Source organism: Rhodopila globiformis, from assembly GCF_002937115.1.
GTDB classification, from domain to species: Bacteria; Pseudomonadota; Alphaproteobacteria; order Acetobacterales; family Acetobacteraceae; genus Rhodopila; species Rhodopila globiformis.
The window spans coordinates 1-20,699 of the sequence record NZ_NHRY01000211.1; the positions used below are offsets into that span (position 1 = coordinate 1).

Below are 20,699 nucleotides of genomic sequence, written 5' to 3' on the forward strand. Positions count from 1 at the left end.
GCCACTTCCGGCGAGGTGTACTAGAGCGTTTTCAGCCTGACTGGAAACGCTCCAGCTCATAATTTCACGAGCAATTTCATCGGCCTGAAATCGCTCCGCGATTTCCAGTCAGGCCGATATTGCTCTATGCGGCGGCGTCCGGCACGGCAATGCCAGGGACCGCTGGTATGGGACCGTGGTTCGTCCTGCCTTCCCCCGCATCCTGTCCTCCATCCCCTGCCGGGGCGGCGCCCGCTTCACCCCGGGCGGCTGAAATCCACCTGGCAGCGCAGGCCCGGCTGGTTGTCCGCCAGCGTCAGGCCGGCCCCATGCAACGTGGCGATGGCATTCACCAGGCTCAGGCCGAGGCCGTTTCCCGGGGTGGTCCGGCTGGCCTCGAGCCGGAAGAAGCGTTGCAGCACCTTGTCGCGGTATGCCACGGGAATGCCGGCCCCGGTATCCGCCACGCAGGTCCGGACCCGCGCCGGATCAGCCGAGGCTTCCACCCGGATCTCCGTCCCCGCCGGCGCATGCCGGACGGCATTGTCGATCAGGTTGGAATACAGCAGCATCAGCAGCTCGCGATCGCCCCGGACGTACAGCCCGGGCGTGATCGCGGCCACAAGCACCTGGCCTTTCTCCTCGGCGGCCACCTGGTAGGCTTCGGACAGTTCCGCCAGCAGCCCGCTCAGGTCCACGGCCGAGAAGCCCGACTTCCGGCTTCCCGCCTCGATCTGGGCGATGCGCAGCAGGGCGGCGAAGGTGTCCAGGATGGCGTCGGTCTGCTCGATCGCCGCGTCCACCGCCGCCTGCAGCCCGTCCACGGTCGCCTCGCGCCGCCGCGCCAGTTCCAGCCGCTGCCGCAGGCGGGTCAGCGGCGTCCGCAGGTCGTGGGCGATGTCGTTGGAAACCTGCTGCAGCCCGCTCATCAGCCCCTGGATGCGGTCCAGCATCGCGTTCAGGCTGGCCGACAGGTGATCGAACTCGTCGCCGGTGCCGCGCAGCGGGATGCGCTGCCCGAGGTCGCCCAGCATGATCCCACGGCTGATGCCGCTGATCGCCTCGATCCGGCGCAGTACCGCGACGCTCATTGCCACGCCGCCGGCGACGGCCAGCAGCACCGTCGCGGCCAGGCCGATGGTGAAGGCGCGGGTGATCGCCTCGCGCATTTCGCCAAGCTCGAAATCGCTCAGCCCGACGAACAGGTAGGACCCGTCCGGCAGGACGACGCCCTGGCCGCGGATGCCGCCGGCCGCGTGCCGGGAAGCGGCCTGGCGCGTCCGAGTCAGCGTGCGCAGTCCCGGCTGCGGGCGGATCGCCTCCATGTTGCCGGCGACGACCGTGCCGGCCGGGTCCTGCAGCAGGTAGAAGATGCCGGGCGATTTCCTGGTCAGTCCGTCGATCACGCTCCGCAGCGCGGCCTGTCCGCCGCCGCCTGCGTCGGCCTGGACCTCGGCCAGTTCGCTGGCCACCGTCCGGTCGATCTGCCGCGCGATGAAGCTGGTCGCCGAGACCATGACGATGCCGAACAGGACCAGCACCGACACGGCGAACACCCCGACATACAGCAGGGTGAGCCGGAAGCTCGATGTCCGCAGCGGCCTAGGCAGGGGCACGGACGCAGTACCCGGCGCCGCGGATGGTATGGATCAACTCCGGCTGCCCGCGGTCGATCTTGCCGCGCAGGCGGCTGATGTGGCTGTCAACGATGTTGGTCTTCGGATCGAAGCTGAAGTTCCACACGCCCTCCAGCAGCATGGTGCGCGTCACCACCTGGCCGGCGTGGCGCATCAGGTATTCCAGCAGCCGGAACTCGCGCGGCTGCAGGTCCACCGGGTGGCCGGCGCGCTTCACGGTGCGGGCGAGCAGGTCCATCTCCAGGTCCGCCACCCGCAGGACCGTTTCGGGCACCGCGCCCTGCGGCCGCCGCCCCAGCGCGGTGACCCGTGCAACCAACTCGGCGAAGGCGAACGGCTTCACCAGGTAGTCGTCGCCGCCGGCGTTGAGGCCGGCCACCCGGTCGTCGATGCCGCCCATCGTGGTCAGGAACAGCACGGGCGTGGCGTTGCCGCTGGCGCGCAGCGTGCGGACCAGTGCCAGGCCGTCCAGCCCCGGCAGCATCCGGTCGATGATCAGCAGGTCCCACGATTCGGCGGCCGCCCGCAGCAGGCCGGCGCGGCCGTCCGCGGCCACGTGCAGGTCGTGGTTTTCGCCGCGCAGCCCTTCCTCCAGGTATGTGGCCGTCTCCGGATCGTCCTCCACCAGCAGGATCCGCATCGTTGACCTCCTGTCGTGCGGCCACATGAGTGGCGTGGTGGGCCGGGTGTCAAGTTGGCGATTGCCAATGTTGGGGTCGAACTCCGGTGAGGCGCGTGCGCTCAGAAGACGCCTCTCTTCGACTGACGCAATCCGATGATCCGACGATTCGCCAATCCGCGCCTGCCGTGCCTGGTGGCCCTGTGCCTGGTCCAGGCCGCCTGCGCCCAGTACGGGCCGCTGCCGTTGCCCGGCCGGTCCGGGCTTGCGGGCAGCCTGTCCGCCTTGCGCCATGCCGGCCCACCGCCGATGCCGCCGTTGACCGTCGGCGCGGTCGCGGCGCTGGCCGTGCAGAACAATCCCGACCTGCTCGCCGCGCGCGCCCGGCACGGGTTGGCGCAGGCGCAGTTGCTCCAGGCCGGATTGCCGCCCAACCCGGTGCTGACCGGGGCCGTCCTGCCGCTGGTGGCCGGACCCGCCAACACGACGGCCTACAGTGCCGGGATAAGCTACGACATCAGGTCGCTGATCACCCTGCAGGATCGCCGCCGCGCCGCGCAGGCGGCCGCGCGGCAGGTGGATGCGCAACTGCTGTGGCAGGAATGGCTGGTCGTCGGCCAGGCCCGGCTGCTGGCGGTGGACATCATCGAGGGTGACCGCAGCCTCCGCCTGTTCAGGGACACACGCGCCCTGTACGAGGCCCGCCTGCAACGCACCCGGGCCGCGCTGGCCGCCGGCAACGCCACCCTGGCCAGCGTGGCGCCGGATGTCGCGGCGTACGACGCGGCGCGGACCCAGGTGAACGACCTGGAGCGGCTGCAACTGTCGCGGCGGCACCAGTTGAACGCCCTGCTTGGCCTGGCGCCCGATGTCCCGCTGCCGCTGGCCGGGCTGCCGGACCTGCCGCGGTTCGACCCCACCGCGATCCGGCAGGCGCTGCCGACCCTGCCTGCGCGGCGGCCGGACCTGATCGCGCTGCAACTCGGCTACCGGGCGCAGGATGCGAAGCTGCGGGGCGCGATCCTGGCGCAGTTTCCGAACCTGACGTTCGGCGTCGTCGGCGGCAGCGACAACACCAGCATCCGCAACATCGGCCCGACGATCACCCTGGACCTGCCGATCTTCGACCGCAACCAGGGCAACATCGCCATCGAGCAGGCCACGCGCCAGCAGTTGCACGACGAATACGCCGCGCGGCTGACGACGGCCGACGGGCAGGTGCGGGCGATGCTGGCCGAGATCGCGCTGCTCCGGCGGCAGCGGGAAAGCGTGCGGCAGGATCTGGCGAGCACCGCCCGCGCCGCCCGGGCCGCCACCGCAGCGCTGCATGCCGCCAATCTCGACGAGTTCAGCTACGTCCAGCTCGTCTCGGCCCGCTATGCGAAGGAGCAGGAGATCGTCGCCATCGACCAGTCCCTGTTAGAGCAGCAGGTGGCAATCGCCACCCTGATCGGCGCCGGCATGCCGCCTATCACGCTGCCGCCGGAGGAGGCACGCTCATGAGGCTGACGCAAACCGCGGGCGAATTGCGACGCACGGCCGTTGCCCCGTCGTCATGGCGGGCGCAGGCCCGCCATCCACGCCTGGCGGGGTTGATACCAGCAGAAGGCGTGGATGGCGGCCCTGCGCCCGCCATGACGATGCACGCGCGCCGTCGCCCCGCCTCACCTTACCTGCGGTTCGCGGCGCCGCTGGCGGCCTGCCTCGCCATCCTGCTGCTGCCGGGCCTGCCGCGGGCCGACGAGACGCCCAGCGTGCTGGTGCAGACCGAGATGCCGCGGCAGGGCGCGGTGCCGGACATCCTGACCGCCTATGGCACGGCCGTGCCCGCGCCGAGCGGCGGCATGACGCTGAGCGTGCAGCAGGAGGGCCGCATCTCCGCCATCGCGGTCACGCCCGGCGAGCAGGTCCGGGCGGGCCAGCGCCTGCTCGATTTCACAGCGTCGGCGGCGGCGACCAGCGTGTTCCAGCAGGCGCAGAGCGCACTGTCCCTGGCACAGGCGCAACGCGCCCACACGGCGCAGCTGTTCCGCCAGCAACTCGCGACGCGCGACCAGGTGGCGCAGGCGGACAAGGCCGTCTCGGACGCGCAGGCGGCGCTTGACGCGCTGCGGCGCGAAGGCGGCGGACAGGCGCTTCGCACGCTGGACGCGCCGTTCGATGGCTTCGTCGAGACCATCCCGGTCGCCCAGGGTGCCCGGGTCCCGGCCGGAACGCCGCTGGTCACCCTGACCCGGCTCGACGGGCTGGTGATCACCGCCGGAATCGAGCCGGGCGAGCAAGGCCGGGTGCGGCCGGGCCAGGACGTGCGCCTGGAGCCCCTGGCCACCAGCGCGGCGCTGGACGGCCGGGTGCTGCGCGTCGATGCGGTGCTGAATCCCAGGACCCGGATGGTCGACGCCGACATCGCGGTGCCGGCCGGCGCGGTGATGCCCGGCATGGCGTTCCGCGCCGACATCACCATCGGGCAGTTCCGCGGCTGGGTGGTGCCGCACGACGCGGTGCTGGCCGACGACAAGGGCGCCTATGTCTTCCAGGTCGCCAACGGCAAGGCCATCCGCGTCGCCGTCACGCCCATCGGCAGCCGCGGCAACGAGGACGTCGTTGGCGGACCGCTGGACGCAACGCGCAAGCTGGTGATCCAGGGCAACTACCAGCTCGATGACGGAATGGCGGTGCGGGAGAACGCGGAGCCGCGGCAGGCCAACTCCGGCGATGGCCACGGATGAGCTTCGCGGCGTTCATCGAGCGGCACGCCCGCACAATCGTCGTGCTGGCGGTGGCGCTGGCCGTGGCGGGGGCGGTGGCGGCGGTGTCCCTGCCGGTCGGCCTGTTCCCGCAGGTTTCCTTCCCGCGCGTTGTGGTGGACCTCGACGCCGGCAGCCGGCCGGCGGACCAGACCGCGCTGCTGGTGACGCGCCCCGTCGAGCAGGCGATCCGCACCGTGCCGGGCGTGCGGGACGTGCGGTCGGAGACGACGCGCGGGTCCGCGCAGATCTCGGTCGATTTCGGCTGGGGGCGGGACATGGTGGCCAGTACCCTGCTGGTTGACGCCGCCATCGCCCAGGTGCTGCCCGGCCTGCCGCCTGGCACGGCCTACAACGTGCGGCGGATGGACCCGACGGTGTATCCGATCATTTCTTACGCGCTGCTGCCGCCGGAGGGAAAGCCGGCGGCCGCTCTCTCTCCGTCGTGGCCGGGCGTGTCCCGGCTATCCGCCCCCCCCCGCCGCAGCTCAGACGGCCGGAACACCATCGGCCATGACGACGGGAAGACGGCCCATCCTGACGCGCGTGCGGACACATCCGGCCAGGACGGGGCGGCGGCCGTCGCCATCCGCGACCTTGCCGAGTACCAGATCGTCCCGCTGCTGTCCTCCATCCCGGGCCTGGCGCGGGTGAACGTGCAGGGCGGCGAGACGGCCGAGGTCGAGGTCATGGCCGATCCCCACCGGCTTGCCACGTACGGGCTCGGCCTGACCGAGCTGGTGAACGCTGTTTCGGCCGGCAATGTGCTGCAGGCCGTCGGCCGCGTGCAGGACCGCGACAAGCTGTACCTGGTCGTCGCAGATCACAGCGTCGCGAAGACGGACGAAGTCGGCGCCATCATCGTCCGCTCGGACCCGAGCGGCATCGTCCGGGTGCGCGACGTGGCTACGGTGCGGAACGGGGTGGTGCCGCAGTGGCTGCGGGTGGTCGAGGACGGCCGCCCGGCGGTGCTGTTCAACGTGTACGAGCAGCCGGACGGCAACGCGGTGCAGATCGCCGCCGCGGTGCGGGACAGGCTCGCCGCGTTCCATTTGCCGCCCGGCGTGCGGCTGGTGAAATGGTACGACCAGAGCGAGCTGGTCACCCAGTCCGCCGCCAGCGTGCGCGACGCCGTGCTGATCGGCCTGGTGCTGGCGGCCGGCGTCCTGATGCTGTTCCTGCGCAGCTGGCGGGTGACGCTGATCGCCGTCCTGACGGTGCCGGCGACGCTGGCCACCGCGGTGCTGCTGCTGAGCCTGCTGGGCATGAGCTTCAACATCATGACCCTGGGCGGCATCGCCGCCGCGGTCGGCCTGCTGATCGACGACGTGATCGTGATGGTCGAGCACATCGCCCGCCGCGCCGGCACGCCGGGAGAGGACGGCACCGTGCCCGGACAGGTGGCCGTGCTCGCCGCCGGACGGGAGTTCATGCCGCCGCTGAGCGGGTCAACTTTGGCGACGCTGATCGTCTTCCTGCCGCTGGGCTTCCTCAGCGGCGTGACCGGCGCGTTCTCCAAGGCGCTGTCGATCACCATGGCGGCGGCGCTGGCGATGTCCTACCTGATGACCGCATTCGTGGTGCCGGTGCTGGCGCGGCGCATCGTCGACTTCGACCGCTGGCGCGACCCGGGCGCGGCGGGCGACGACTGGCTGAGCCGGCAGCACGGGCGGCTGCTGGACTGGCTGTTCCGCCGCCCGTGGATCCTGGGCATCGCCGTGGTGCCGCTGCTGGTGCTGGGCTGGTTCGCCTACCATGCGGTGCCGACGGGGTTCATGCCGTCCGTGGATGAGGGCGGCTTCGTGATGGATTACTACACGAAGCCGGGCACGTCGCTGATCGAGACCCAGCGCGAGATTGCCCAGGTGGACGCGATGCTGCTGGCCAACCCGCAGGTGGCGACGTTCTCGCGCCGGCTCGGCACCGGGCTCGGCGGCGACCTGGGGCAGAGCTACCACGGCGACTACTTTGTGCGCCTGAAACCGAACCATACCGAGTCCACCCCCGCGGTGATGGCGCACGTCCTGGCGCAGGTGCAGGCGCTGGTGCCAGGCGTGGACGTCGAGCTGGCGCAGCTGATGGAAGACCTCATCGGCGACCTGACGGCGGTGCCGCAGCCGATTGAGATCAAGCTGTTCGGCTCCGACTACGCGGCGCTGATCCCGCAGGCCCGGAAGATCGCGGCGGCCATCGGCAAGGTGGACGGCGTGGTCGAGGTCAAGAGCGGCGTGCAGCTTGCCGGCGACGCCCTGGACATCCGCATCGACCCGGTGCGGGCGGGGATGGAGGGCGTGACCCCGGATGACGTGACCCGCGCGGTGGACACGGCGCTGAGCGGCACGATCGCGACGTGGATGCCGGAGACCGTCAAGGCCGTCGGCGTCCGGGTGCGCCTGCCGGATGCATTCGCCCTGCGCCAGGCCGGTCTCGCCGATTTGCCGGTGCGGGCGCCGGACGGGCACGTGTTCCCGCTGCACCGGGTCGCCACCCTGGTGCCGCTGACCGGGCAGCCGCAGATCTCGCGCGAGAACCTGCAGCCGATGATCGCGGTGACCGGCCGCATCGAGGGCCGCGGCATCGGCGCCGCGGTGGCCGACGTGCGCCGCGTGGTGGACCAGCCGGGCATGCTGGCGCCCGGCATCCGGTATGAGCTGGGCGGGCTGTACCGGCAGCAGCAGATCGCCTTCGCCGGGCTGACGCGGGTGTTCGCCGCGGCGCTGGTGGCGGAGTTCTTGCTGCTGCTGTTCCTGTACGAGCGGTTCTGGCTGCCGGTGATCATCATCGGCTGCTCGCTGCTGTCCACCACGGCGGTGTTCACCGGGCTGTGGGTTTCCGGTGTCGAGCTGAACATCACCGCGCTGATGGGCATGACCATGATCATCGGCATCGCGACGGAGATGGCGATCTTCTACGTCTCGGAATACGCCGAGCTTTCGCACGGGATGGAGCCGCGGCAGGCGCTGCGGGAGGCGAGCCGGAACCGGCTGCGGCCGATCACAATGACCACGCTGGCGGCGATCCTGACGCTGCTGCCGCTGGCGTTCGCGATCGGGCAGGGCTCGGGGATCCAGCAGCCGCTGGCGATCGCGATCATTGCCGGGCTGCTGCTGCAGTTTCCCCTGGTGCTGCTGGCGATGCCGGTGCTGATCGGGCTGACGCTGCCGGGGCAGGGCGGGGCGGTGGCGGGCGCTGATCCGGGCGGACATGCCTGAGGCCATTGCGGATCATGCGTGCCGCCGTCGCCCGGCAGCGTGTCCGGTCATTTCAGCTAGCAAAACGAATCCGGAAAATTTCAGTTTTGATTGAGAAAGGAAGATGTCCGGCATGAAGCACCTGATGACTGTCCGGGCGAGCAAGGTGCCCGAAGTGACGCTGCTGTTCTGGATCATCAAGATCCTGGCGACGACGCTGGGAGAGACCGGCGGCGATGCCGTGTCGATGACCATGGGCCTGGGATATGCGCTCAGCACGGTCATCTTCTTCGCCATCTTCGCGGTTGTCGTCGCCGTGCAGATCCGGGCCCGGTCGTTCCACCCGGGGCTTTACTGGATCGTTATTGTCACGACGACCACGGCCGGCACGACGCTGGCGGACTTTGCCGATCGTTCGCTGGGCATCGGCTATGCCGGCGGCTCCCTGACGCTCTTGGCGCTGCTGCTGCTGGTCCTGGGATCATGGTGGGTCTCGGTCGGCTCGATCTCGGTCAGCCATATCCACGTGCCGCGGGTCGAGGCGTTCTACTGGGCGGCGATCTTCGCCTCCAACACGCTGGGAACGGCGCTGGGCGATTTCCTGGCCGATGACACCGGGCTTGGCTACGGCGGCGGGGCGCTGGTCTTCCTGGGCCTGCTGGCAGTGGTCGCCGCGGCTTACGCCTGGATGAAATTTTCGCACACTTTGCTGTTCTGGACGGCGTTCATCCTGACGCGTCCGCTGGGCGCGACGGTGGGCGATTTCCTCGACAAACCGGTGTCCGCGGGCGGCCTGCACCTGAGCCGCATCATCGCCTCGCTGGTCCTCGCGGCGATCATCGCCGGCCTGGTCGCGCTGGTGCCGCAGCGGGCGGGTCGGCATCCGGGAGAGGTGCAACTGAGTTCCTGACTGGTCAGCGGTCCGCGCGACCGCCATCCGGGCGCCGAAGCGACCCGGGTGCCACCATTCGGACGGGACGGAGAACAGCGATGCACCCATCCGTGACTGGCCTGCTGGCCGGAACGATTGTTGCGGTCATGTCAGGCGCGGGCTACGCAGGCCTGGCCGGACTGATGGCGATCGAGTCCGCCTGCATCCCGCTGCCGTCGGAGATCATCCTGCCGTTCGCCGGCTACCTGGTCTCGCAGGGGAAGATGAACCTGTTCGTGGTCGCCACCGTCGGCGCCCTGGGCTGCAACGCCGGCTCGGCCATTGCCTATGCCGTGGGGCGGCATGGCGGACGCCGGGCCGTCGAGCGCTGGGGCCGCTACGTGCTGCTGTCGCGGCATGACCTGAAACGCGCCGACTGGTTCTTCGACCGGTTCGGCAACCTGGCGGTGCTGGTGGCGCGGATGCTGCCGGTCGTGCGGACGTTCATTGCACTGCCCGCCGGGATCGCGCGGATGCCGCCGCTGCGGTTTCATGTGTATACATTTATCGGTTCCTGGCCGTGGTGTCTCCTGCTGGCCACGATCGGCATGAAGCTGGGCGACAAATGGGGGTCTGATCCCCGGCTGGGCGCGGCGTTCCATTACCTGGACTATGGTGTTCTCGTGGTCGTGCTGATTGTGGCTGCGCGGTTCGCCTGGTCTCGGTGGCGGAGCCGCCACGGCGCTACCGGCTAGGACCGCCGGTCAGAGATTCAACCGCCATTTCCCCGGCCCCTGCGGGCACCTTGGCGGGCCGTACGGCAAGCGGCGTGTCGTCATGTGGTCCAGTGGGATCGCCATTGGGATCGCACCCTTTGAAGGGACGCCATCTTCCCAGAGTGTGGAAGGTCGGCTGAAGGCGAACTTCAACACCTCCCACTACATGGGCGGCGGCCAGTGTTTCGGCCCGTTCATGACCCGCAACCTGACGCCGGATCACAATGGCCTGCCGGAGGGTCTGACCGAGGCGGAGTTCATCACGGCGCTGCGCACGGGCGAAGATTTCTACTGCGAGAAGGCTCCATCTGACCCAATCTGCGCTCTCGGCCCCGAAACGCCCGTACTGCAGGTGATGCCCTGGCCAACCTATCATAACATGAAAGATACAGATCTCAGGGCGACTTATGCTTACTTGAAGGCACTGCCCCGGGCGAGCGCGTGCAATACGGTTGCAAATGGTTGTCCTGGTTTCTCCGGCGATGCCGCCAAACAAAGCACCTATGCCTATCAGAATACCGAGGACTGTCCGAACCCCGCTGCACCGCAATAACTGAGGGACCGAGTCGAAATAATCGATCCGCCGGCCCCTCCACGTCATGCCGGGCAAAAGCCCCATAGGCGTCAAAAATAGTGCGACCGGGGCACAGCCATTTCTACAACGTCATGGTGGGCGCAGGCCCATTGGCGTTAAAATAGGGCTGGCTGTTGCCTCCTCGTCATGGCCCGGCTTGTCCGGGCCACCTGTCGCGGCACAGTGCTGGAATAGGTGGCCCGGACAAGCCGGGCCATGACGGAATGGCAAGCATCGTGCCGCCGCCACGCCATTTTTACGCCAATGGGGCGAAAGCCCAGCATCCACGCCTTTGCCGATATCAGCCCCGCCAGGCTTGAATGCCGGGCCTGCACCCGGCATGACGCAACAGTAACGACCGCCGCCATTCCAACGCCCATGGAGCCTTCGCTCACCATGACGCGGAGGGGCCGGTGCGCCGGCTCCCTGATCGCGGCGGACGGCCCGGCGGCAACGGCCTCAGCGCATGATGAAGGGATTGGCCGGCGCGCCCTGGGCGGTGGAGATCCAGACACTCTTGGTTTCCAGGTATTCGCGGATCGCCTCGATCCCGCTTTCGCGTCCCAGTCCCGACCGCTTCATGCCGCCGAACGGCATCATGTAGCTCACCGCGCGGTAGGTGTTGACCCAGACCGTGCCGGCCTTCAGCGCCGCCGACATCCGCACCGCCCGGCCGATGTTCGACGTCCAGACTCCGGCGGCGAGGCCGTAGATCGTATCGTTCGCCAGCCTCACCGCTTCGTCCTCGTCCTCGAAGCCGAGGATGGACAGCACCGGGCCGAACACCTCCTCCCGCGCGATGCGCATGCCGGGCTGCACGTCGACGAACACAGTCGGCTCGACAAACTGCCCGCCCGGCAGTCCCGCCGCCGGGCCGCCGCCCAGCACGCAGCGCGCGCCCTCGGCCTTGGCGATGTCGATGTAGTCGAGGATCTTCTGGTACTGCGGCGCGGTCGTCACCGGACCGATGTTCGTCTCCGGCAGCATCGGGTCGCCCTTGCGGGCGGTGCGGCCGAGTTCCACCAGGCGCGCGGTGAAATGGTCCTTGATGGAATTCTGCACCAGCACGCGGGAGCCAGCGATGCAGGTCTGCCCGGTCGCCGCGAAGATCCCGGAAACGGCGCCCGCCACCGCCGCATCCAGGTCGCAGTCGTCGAAGATGATGTTCGGCGACTTGCCGCCAAGCTCAAGCGACACCCGCTTCAGCGTCTTCGCCGCCTGCGCGTAGATCCGCGCCCCGGTGGTGTCGGATCCGGTGAACGTCACCTTGGCGACGTCCGGGTGGTCCACCAGCGCCGAGCCGGCCTCCGGCCCATAGCCGGTCACGACGTTGAACACGCCGTCCGGGAAGCCCGCCTGCTTCGTCAGCGCCGCGAACTCCAGCGTCGAGACCGAGGCGAATTCCGACGGCTTCACCACCACGGTGCAGCCCGCCGCCAGGGCCGGGGCGCACTTCCAGGCGATGAACAGCAGCGGCGAGTTCCACGCCGTCAGCGCGGCCACCACGCCCACCGGCTCATGCCGGGTGAAGGCGAACATGTCCGGCTTGTCGATCGGCACCATGGCGCCCTCGACCTTGTCGGCGAGGCCGCCGAAATAGCGCCACCATTCCGGATGATAGCGCAACTGCCCCAGCATCTCCGCCATCAGCTTGCCGTTGTCGCGCACTTCGACCTCGGCCAGCCGCTCGGCGTTCTCGGCGACGATGTCGGCGAGCCGGACCATCAGCCGGCCGCGGGCCGAGGGCGTCATTTTCGCCCATGACCCCTGGTTCAGCGCCTGCGAGGCGGCCGCGACGGCGCGGTCGACGTCGCCCGGGCAGCCTTGCGGAATGCGCGCCCAGACCTCGCCGGTATAGGGGTTGCGACTGTCGATCCAGCGTCCCTGCACCGGATCGACATAGCTGCCGTTGATGAAATGGCCGTACGATTTCATGCCACGTTTCCTTTGGCTTGCGGAGGCTTGCGCGCACTCTGCCCCTGCGGACAGTGGCGTGCAATCGGGCCACGGCCGGCGCAGGCCGGCCGCCTGCGGCAGGCGGTAGCGGTGCGGGCCTGGATCGCTTGCCCGCCCCGCCGGCGGGACCCTTCCATGGTGATACGGCAGATCGCAGATGGGTTGGGACACAGAGGCGGCCTGCCTTCACCGTCGTGACCCGGCTTGTCCCTACAGGATGCACAGATCCTGGAAACGGTCCGCCGCGGCCGTGACCCACGCCGTCATGACCGATGCCGGTTTCACCGGCAGTAATCAAGCGAACACGGCGTTGCGCGGTGTTGGCACGGCGTTCTGCAGAAAAAGGGGAATATTGCGCTTCGCGCGAAGCGCGCAAAATCATCGGTCGGCGCCAAAGGGGCGACCATGTTGCGGGCGCCCCGGACGACTCTGCGCAACACCGTGCCAACACCGTGCAACGCCGTGTCAGCTTGATTGCCGCCGATGAAACCAGCACCGGCCATGACGGTATGAGCCACAGCTGCTGCGGATCGTTTCCGGAATCTGTGCATCCCGTAGGAGACAAGCCGGGCCATGACGAGGAGGCAATGGCCGTGCCGCCAGCCCGCTATAGAGTTGGCCTGCATTGTCTTGAACACCGGGCTCTGGCTGTGACGATGACATGCCGATGGCAATCGCCCCACCGCGACCGCAGGTCGCAGGAAATTCTGCTCTGCGCACTCTGCGCTCCGCTCGGCGAACTCTGCGTCGAATCGCGGTGGTCGGGGCGCCACCACCGTTGGCCACTGGGCGACTCACCGGCCACGCCGTTCTCTGCGGCCCTACCGCATTTTTCGACGCAGAGTTCGCCGAGCGGAGCGCAGAGTGCGCAGAGCAGGGAGTCCGGCAACCCATGATCGCGTTGGCATTCAAAGCCATCACGACATCGATGTGCCCATGCCTCCAGGTAGGTCTCAGGACAATGAGGGTCGGCTCAATAAGTTACCGCCAATACGGACAAGCCGGACCATGACGACGAGGGGGCCCCGTCGCGCTGTCTCAGCCGATCTGCGGCCTGCTGTAGCGACGCCCTGGAGAGGCCGGGCGCCGTGCCGCGCGCCATACCGCACATGGACTGTTTCTCCTGAAGCTGGTTTCCTTGCGGGATGTCGGAGCTCTTGAATGCGGCAACGCTGCTGCTCGTCCTGCTCGGCAGTGCCGCGCTGGGCCTGCTGCTTCGTCCGCTCCTCTCGGAGCGTCATACCACGCGGGAAACCTTCGAGCTGATCCAGATCGTCACCACCATGCTGGTGACCTTCGCCGCGCTCGTGCTTGGCCTGCTGACATCCTCGGCCAAGACGTCATTCGACCGGGCGGGCAATGACCTCCAGGCGCTGGGCAGCGACCTGATCCAGGTCGACCAGTGCCTGCGGGACTATGGGCCCGGCGCCAACACGGCCCGCGCGCTGCTGCGCCGCTATACGGCGGCGGCCATTGCCGACACCTGGCCGACCGAGCCGGCGCCCGAGGGTGATGACTACCCCAGGCACCTGCCTCCGTCGGAAGGCAACGGCCACATGGAGAGCGCCACGCTTGGGGCCATGCTGGACCAGGTAGGACGGATGCTGCGCGGGCTGGAGCCGGCGGCGGTGACGCAACAGCGGCTGGCGGCAGACTGCCGGTACCAGTTCCAGCGTTTGGACGAGCGCCGATGGAAGCTGATCGAGGACGCGTCGACCACGATCTCGCTGCCGTTCTATCTCGTTCTGGTGTTCTGGCTGGTTGTGGTATTTGCGAGCTTCGGGCTCAGCGCGCCGAGAAACCCGATCGCCTTCGTCATGCTTGGCCTGGGGGCGGTATCGATTGCGTCGGCGATTTATGTCATTCTCGATCTCGATACGCCGTTCCTCGGGCTGTTCAGCCTGTCCAGCGAGCCGCTGCGCCATGCCCTCGCGCAGCTGAGGCGGTAGCTCATTCCGCCATGGCCCGGACAAGCCGAGCCATGACGATGGGGAAACGCTCCCGGCGGCTGGGCAAGTCTTTGACTTTGCGGTCGATTCCAAGGTGTGTGTGCATCCCATGGGGCGTCCCTACCCCCGGATCAGGTCCAGCAACGCCTCTTCGCTCAGGCGTGCCGCCGTTTCGGACCCGTCCAACAGGTCCGACGCGAGATCGCGCTTGTCGCGGTGCAACGCGACGATCCGCTCCTCGATGCTGTCCTGCATGATCAGCCGGTAGATTGTGACAGGCCGCTCCTGGCCGATACGGTGAGCGCGGTCGGAAGCCTGATCCTCGACCGCGGGGTTCCACCAGGGATCGAGATGCACCACATAGTCCGCGGCCGTCAGGTTCAGCCCGGTGCCGCCGGCGCGCAGGCTGATCAGGAACAGGTCCGTCCCGCCCGCCTGGAACGCCGCGACCCGCTTTTCCCGCTCGGCCGCGGGCGTGCTGCCGTCGAGGTATTCGTACCGCACCCCACGCTCATCAAGCGCCGCCCGCACCAGGTCCAGGTGGCCGACGAACTGGCTGAACACCAGGGCCTTGTGGCGGTTGCGGATCAGGTCCTCCACCAGATCCAGGAAGCTGGCGAGCTTGCCGCTCGGCACGCCGGCGGCGGCGTCGATCAGCGCCGGATTGCAGCAGGCCCGCCGCAGCCGGGTGATCTCCGCCAGGATCTGGATCTTCCGCTGCCCCGCGGGGGCGTCCAGCGCGGCGATGCGTTCCAGCGAGCGTTGCCGCAGCGTCTCGTAGAAGACGCGTTCGCCGTCCATCATCTCGACGTTCAGGGTCTGCTCCGTCCGCGGCGGCAGTTCGCTCAGCACCGCGGCCTTGGTCCGGCGCAGCAGGAACGGACGCAGCAGCGCCCGCAGCGCCTGGCGGGCCTGCGGGTCCTTGTCCCGCTCGATCGGCCGGGCGAACCGCTTCTGGAATCCCTCACGCGAGCCCAGCACGCCGGGATTGACGAAGTTGAACAGGCTCCAAAGCTCGTCGAGGTAGTTCTCCACCGGCGTGCCGGTCAGCGCCAGGCGGAACCCGGCCTGCAGCCCCTGGACCGCCTGCGCCCGCTTGGTGTCGGCGTTCTTGATCGCCTGCGCCTCGTCCAGGACCAGCATCTGCCACGACCGGGCGCCCAGCAGGTCCGCGGACTGATGCAGCAGGCCATAGCTGCACACCAGCACGTCGCGGGCGCCCAGGCCGGCGATCAGCGCCTCCCGGTCGCCGGTCGGCGGCATGCGGTGGGTCGTCAGCGTCGGGGCGAACCGGGCAATCTCCGCCAGCCAGTTCGGACACACCGAGGTCGGCGCGACCACCAGGCACGGCCCCTCCTCAGCGCGGTCCAGCATCACCGCGATCGCCTGCACCGTCTTGCCCAGGCCCATGTCGTCGGCGAGGCAGGCGCCCGCGCCCCAGCGCGCCAGCCGGGACATCCAGACGAAGCCTTCCACCTGGTAATCGCGCAGCTCCGCCTGCATGGTTTCCGGCAGTGCCGGCGTCCAGCCCTCGGCGGCGCGGATGCGGGCGACGTGCTTCTTCCAGGCGGCGTCCGCCTTGACCGCGCCGGCATCCTCCAGCACCGCGTCCAGCGCCGGCGCGCCCAGGGCGTGCACGCGGCGGCCGCCCTTGTGCGGTTCCGACACGGCGGACAGGCGCTGCAACTGGGTCTGCAACTGGCGGGTCAGCGCAACGAAGCGGCCATCCTCCAGCGGCACGAAGCGGCCCTGCGCCTTGTCCAGCCGATCCAGCAGGAAGCGCATCTCCAGCACCTGGTCCTCGTCCAGGGCGATGGTGCCGTCGACGTTGAACCAGTCGCGGTCCTGGGCGACGCGCAGGGCCATCTTGCCGGGCGTCACCTGGCTGACCCGCAGCTTGCGGCCCTCCGGCCATTCGATCGCAACCGGCCCGGCATAGGCCTGCAACTCCAGCAGCAGGTCGAGGCTGCCTTCCAGGTCCTCGACGACCAGGTCGTGCAGGTCGGAGCCGCCACGGTCGCGCAAGGTCGGGCAGGCATCGGCCAGGGCGGTCCGCTCGGCCAGTTCGCGCGGCAGGTCGCGGTTGGCGCGCTGCTGCTGGCCGTTCACGGTGGCCAGCACGGAGCGCCCGCCGAGGCCAGCGACATAGGCCGGTCCGTCGGCGCCGAACGGGCGGACCAGCACGGTCAGCTTCAGGCCAGCTTCGTAGGGCACCAGTTGCACCACCGGCGTGGACTGGGCTTCGATGCCGGGCTGGTCCACCGCGGCGATCTCGGCCCGGATGGGCATGGCCAGGCCGGTCCGCTGCACCATCGCGACCACCTTGTCGCGGGCGGCGGCGGGCACGCTCAGGCCCCATTCGGTCAGGATCTCCTGCACCGCCATCAACTTCTGGGGAAACTCGACGACGCGGTAGCGGGAAGGGGTCTCGGCCTCGATGAACACGGTTGGCTCAGGCGCGGTATGGGACAGGGCGATGCGGTAGCCGCCGCGTTCCTCGGTGACCAGCAATTCAACCGGATAGGATACAAGTTCGAGCTGCAGCGACCGGCGGCCGGCATGGAACACCGCGGGATGGCCGACCAGCGCGGGGAGGGTGCGCTTGACGTCGAAGTAGAAGGTTTCCTCGCCGTACCAGCCGGCCGGCTCCTTGCGGATGGTGCGCAGCGCGACGCGATCCTGTGGCGTCAGGTAGTCCAGCCGCGGGTCCTGCTCATACAGCCGCTTCATCGCTACGGCGCGTCCGTCGGTCCAGCCATCGCGGCCTTTGGCCGACTGTTCGGCGACGGTGACATCGCCGCTGTCCGGATCGAGGAACCAGACCAGGCGCTTCGCCTTACGCTGGGTCTTGGCGGCATCGCCCGCGGCGTCGCCGCCGCCCAGGAAGACGTCCAGGCTCTCCAGCGCCCGCTCCCAGGGCTGCAGGGTCTGGATGATCCGGGTGAAGGCAATCCCGCCGGCCCCGTCGAGCCAGGCCCGGTACGAAGCGGGATCCACCGCGACCTCCGCCAGGATTTCGGCGTAGATGCGGGCGATCAGCGGCAGCACGTCCCTGAACTGAACGAAGCGCCTGGCGTACTCGTCGCGGGCCGCGCGGGAGATGGCAGCGTCCACGACATGCGCGGCCAGCGCGACGCAGGCGCCGCCAAGCAGGGACGTCGGCACAACCTTGCGCAAATCGCCGACCAGTTCGCGCGCCTTGGCCTCCAGGCCCTGGACCAGCCAGAGCATCGCCTGGATCGCCTGCAATCCCCCGTCGCGGGCGGCGCTTTCCTGCTCCGCCACCGCGGCATCGAGCCCGGCCTGGATCTCACTGTGCAGCGCGGCGTCGTTGGCGCGCAGCAGGGCCAGCAGGAACAGCACGCGATGCTCCCGCTCCAGGAAGATCTTGCGCTTGCCGATACGCTTGCGGCGCAGCTTCAGGGCCTCGCGGTAGTGCAGCAAGGCCGCGTCGTTGCGGCCTTCCAGGAAGGCGACCGCGCCCTCCAGCGACTGCCTTGCGTCGCCAGCGGGGTCTTCGACCGTCTTTGCCGCATCCCGCACGTCGTCCAGGCGGCCGGCGAGCAGGTCGTAGCGCAGAAGCTCGGCTCGCAGGCCCGCGAAGCCCTCCTGTCCCTGCAGTGTCCGGCACAGAGCTATCATTCCCGGCATGGCCGAACCGGCCAGGCCCGTCACGATGAACGAGTTGAGCCTGGATTCGAGCAGCGGGGCCTGGATGACCGGATGCCGCGTGGCGATCCAGTCGGCCTCGAGCGGCACGTCGTAGAACGAATTGGCCAGGAACATCAGAGTGCTCAGCGGGCCGTAGGTCTTCTCGAAATAGTTGCGGTTCAGGCGGAACTCGACTTCGTCGTTGGTGTAGACCTCCAGCCGGATCAGGCGCTGCATGGCATTGCGTTGCGACACATCGCTATAGGATCGGTAGTAGATAGGCAGGCTTACGGTGGGAAAGGTCAGGCGGATCGCCTGGGCCATGACCTTGGCGTCTGCCGACGCGCCGGCATCCACCGCCACCAAATGCAGCAATCCAGGCACGCATTCGAGATCGGCGTTCAGCAGCCCCTGGCTGAGCAGGTCGTTGGTAATCGGATTGATCGTGACGGCTGCCCAGACCTTGCCTGTCTGGGTCCGCAGCCCGGTCCGGGTGAGGCATTGGAGAAACTCGGCTTTCGTCACGGCGGGGACGATCAGGCTCTTCAGACGCAGGATCAGCCTGGCGTCAGGCCGCAAGCGGACGTAGCGATCCCACAGGGCGGCTGAATGGGCGTTTGCAGCGATGACGTTCATGCATACATGAAAGCCTAAATCAGCCGATCCGTGAACCCGGCTATGCCAAGACGCCAAGATACCGGGGCACCTGTCGTGCCCTCGGATACGGCAGGCGGCGGATCACCGGGAAGGCAGCGCGAGACCCTGTGCGCGCGTTCGCGCGCGTTCGCGCGGCTGTGCGGCGAATTCATTCTGCCTGGCGGCGTACAGCATCCTGACGAACGCCTCGCTCGACATCGGACGGCCGTAGAGATAGCCCTGGACCTCCAGGCACCCTTCGGCCCGCAGCACCTCGGCCTGCGCGGCGGTTTCGACGCCCTCGGCGTTGGCGATGACGCCGAGCGCCTCGCTGAAACCGACCACCGCCCGCACGATGGCGACGGCATTCGGATCGTCCGCCAGGCGATTCACGAAGGTCCGGTCGATCTTGATCTTGTCGAAGCGGAATTTCTGCAGGTAGCTCAGGCTCGAATAGCCGGTGCCGAAATCGTCCATGGCGATGCTCACGCCGAACGCCCGGATGCGCTTCAGTTCGTCGAGCGTCTCCTCGGTGTCGTTCAGCAGGATCCCTTCGGTGATCTCGACCTGCAGCCGCCAGGGTTCCAGGCCCGACCTGCCGAGCGCGCCGACCAGCCCCTTGTAGAATCGCGGCAGGCGGAACTGGGACGGGGAGACGTTGACGGCGATGGCGATCGGCTCCGGCCACGCCGCGGCGACCCGGCACGCCTCCTCCAGGACCCAGGCGCCGATCCGGCCGATGAGGCCGATATCCTCGGCGAGTTCCACAAAGCGATCCGGCGGCACCGGGCCTTGCCCCGGCCGGTTCCACCGCAGCAGGGCCTCCGCCCCGACCACCTTGCCGGACCGCACGTCCACCTGCGGCTGGTAGTTCAGGAAAAGGGTCCCGTTCACGGACGACATCGCCTGTTGTCGACCGCATCTCCTCCCGGAGCAGCACGCAGCCCGTCCAGGACTCCCGAGCCGTGTCCCGCCGGTGCAATGGGGAGGGGTCTGTGAGCGGCTTGGTCGCCTTGGGCGACGGGGCAATCCAGCGAGCATCGTGAGGCGAACCAATAGGGGCGGGCTGATCGACCGCAGCGATCAGCTTGAAGCCGGAGATTCTGAACGGCTTGGTCGTTAGTACCGCAAGCCGGTCTGCCCCAAGTTGCGCCACAAACCCCAACTGCCGACCCTGGGGGTCTGTCAGAGGCGCACCCAACTGGATTAACGTTTCTGCGCTCTCGACCTGAACTCCCTTGTTGCCACCAACCCCGCCATCGATGGAGCACCGGTCCGGTAGCCGCAGCCAATCGCCGCTTCGCATGTTGCCCGCGATTCCCGTTTGTCCATGTTAACGTGCGGAAACCGGAACTTGAATGAAATAGTGACGTGACAACTGGAGAGCAACAAACAGCTCTCGTATCGCTGGCGACCGAAGCGGAGCCTGGGCTTCAGGTTTACAAGCACTTCGCCTGGCTCTACGGGGCATGCACCATGGCAGTAACCTGATTACGCTGGAGTGCCTCGGCGGGGGTTAGGTCGCCCAGCACCGGATTGTCCTGAACCATGAACTGATTCAGTTTTCACGGCTCGTGACCAAGCCGCCCCTGTGCAGTGCCAGTGGGCGACGCGATGTGGCTCCGGCGGAGCCTCGTTGCTCGATCCGGCGGCGACCTGCTGTCTGGTTGTTCCCGTCCGGCGGGGGCCAATCGGCCTGGTCCGGCTAGCTGCCATACGCATCCGGGGGCCCCACCTAGCACCGGCTGATGTCTGACGACCTGGAACTGCGGCATTCGCGTCGGACTCGCCGCTGTCGGCCGCGATCGGGCCGGTAAGGTACTACTCGCCCGCGAGGCCATGCACCATCGCCGTCAACAAAAACGGCGCCAGTGGCACGATGCAACCGCCGCCGTTTTCGTAACCTGTTCAGAGACTTGGACGGCGTTCTTAACAGAACTCAGTCTCTGAAAGTAAATATCCCCCGGCAGAGCCGGGGGCTTTATAGTGTTGGCCGCTCAAAGCGGCCGGGCGGGTCGCTGACGCGGCCCGTTGAGTGTGAGCCGCTCAAAGCGGCAAGCGGGACCGCTAACGCGGTCCCGGGTTCAGTTGGCCACTAAAGTGGCCGGTTCAG

Annotated in this window: 12 protein-coding genes; 7 read left to right on the forward strand and 5 right to left on the reverse strand. The window is 68.4% G+C overall.

Going from position 1 to position 20,699, the window contains the following annotated elements; all coding sequences use genetic code 11:
- Nucleotides 1-236: 236 nt before the first annotated feature.
- Together CCS01_RS19420 and CCS01_RS19425 are read right to left on the reverse strand one after the other, a co-directional pair.
- Entirely contained in the window at nt 237-1,595 is a 1,359-nt protein-coding gene (locus CCS01_RS19420; RefSeq protein WP_146101848.1) for a sensor histidine kinase, read from the reverse strand.
- Complete coding sequence (locus CCS01_RS19425) at nt 1,582-2,256, reverse strand: response regulator transcription factor (RefSeq protein ID WP_104520425.1); 675 nt, start codon at nt 2,254-2,256, stop codon at nt 1,582-1,584. The genes CCS01_RS19420 and CCS01_RS19425 overlap by 14 nt, the downstream gene beginning before the upstream one ends.
- Before the next feature lie 135 nt (nt 2,257-2,391).
- Between CCS01_RS19425 and CCS01_RS19430 the strand changes: the two genes are divergently transcribed.
- From CCS01_RS19430 to CCS01_RS19455, 6 genes are all read left to right on the forward strand, one after another.
- The gene (locus CCS01_RS19430) at nt 2,392-3,738 is read left to right on the forward strand and encodes a TolC family protein (RefSeq protein WP_104520426.1); all 1,347 of its coding nucleotides are present in this window, start codon (nt 2,392-2,394) and stop codon (nt 3,736-3,738) included.
- The gene (locus CCS01_RS19435) at nt 3,735-4,964 is read left to right on the forward strand and encodes an efflux RND transporter periplasmic adaptor subunit (RefSeq protein ID WP_104520427.1); all 1,230 of its coding nucleotides are present in this window, start codon (nt 3,735-3,737) and stop codon (nt 4,962-4,964) included. The genes CCS01_RS19430 and CCS01_RS19435 overlap by 4 nt, the downstream gene beginning before the upstream one ends.
- Nucleotides 4,961-8,194 carry an efflux RND transporter permease subunit gene (locus CCS01_RS19440; protein WP_204848358.1) on the forward strand — a complete coding sequence of 1,078 codons (3,234 nt, stop codon included), beginning with the start codon at nt 4,961-4,963 and terminating at the stop codon, nt 8,192-8,194. The genes CCS01_RS19435 and CCS01_RS19440 overlap by 4 nt, the downstream gene beginning before the upstream one ends.
- Nucleotides 8,195-8,306: 112 nt before the next feature.
- Complete coding sequence (locus tag CCS01_RS19445; protein WP_104520435.1) at nt 8,307-9,083, forward strand: COG4705 family protein; 777 nt, start codon at nt 8,307-8,309, stop codon at nt 9,081-9,083.
- Nucleotides 9,084-9,163: 80 nt separating this feature from the next.
- Entirely contained in the window at nt 9,164-9,799 is a 636-nt protein-coding gene (locus CCS01_RS19450; protein WP_104520428.1) for a DedA family protein, read from the forward strand.
- 82 nt (nt 9,800-9,881) lie between these two features.
- Nucleotides 9,882-10,373 carry a hypothetical protein gene (locus tag CCS01_RS19455; RefSeq protein ID WP_146101849.1) on the forward strand — a complete coding sequence of 164 codons (492 nt, stop codon included), beginning with the start codon at nt 9,882-9,884 and terminating at the stop codon, nt 10,371-10,373.
- A gap of 480 nt (nt 10,374-10,853) precedes the next feature.
- On the opposite strand, the gene CCS01_RS19460 is transcribed toward CCS01_RS19455, so the two are convergent.
- Nucleotides 10,854-12,329: an aldehyde dehydrogenase gene (locus CCS01_RS19460; RefSeq protein WP_104520430.1), complete on the reverse strand. Its 1,476-nt coding sequence runs from the start codon at nt 12,327-12,329 to the stop codon at nt 10,854-10,856.
- 1,166 nt (nt 12,330-13,495) lie between these two features.
- On the opposite strand from CCS01_RS19460, the gene CCS01_RS19465 reads away from it, so the two are divergent.
- Nucleotides 13,496-14,299: a bestrophin-like domain gene (locus CCS01_RS19465; protein ID WP_104520431.1), complete on the forward strand. Its 804-nt coding sequence runs from the start codon at nt 13,496-13,498 to the stop codon at nt 14,297-14,299.
- 120 nt (nt 14,300-14,419) lie between these two features.
- Here the strand turns inward: CCS01_RS19465 and CCS01_RS19470 are convergent, their stop codons facing one another.
- Nucleotides 14,420-18,586, reverse strand: coding sequence for a DEAD/DEAH box helicase (locus CCS01_RS19470; protein WP_104520432.1), 4,167 nt, complete (start codon nt 18,584-18,586; stop codon nt 14,420-14,422).
- A 102-nt stretch (nt 18,587-18,688) separates the two neighbouring features.
- Nucleotides 18,689-19,480 carry a putative bifunctional diguanylate cyclase/phosphodiesterase gene (locus CCS01_RS19475; protein ID WP_158258496.1) on the reverse strand — a complete coding sequence of 264 codons (792 nt, stop codon included), beginning with the start codon at nt 19,478-19,480 and terminating at the stop codon, nt 18,689-18,691.
- Nucleotides 19,481-20,699: the final 1,219 nt, after the last annotated feature.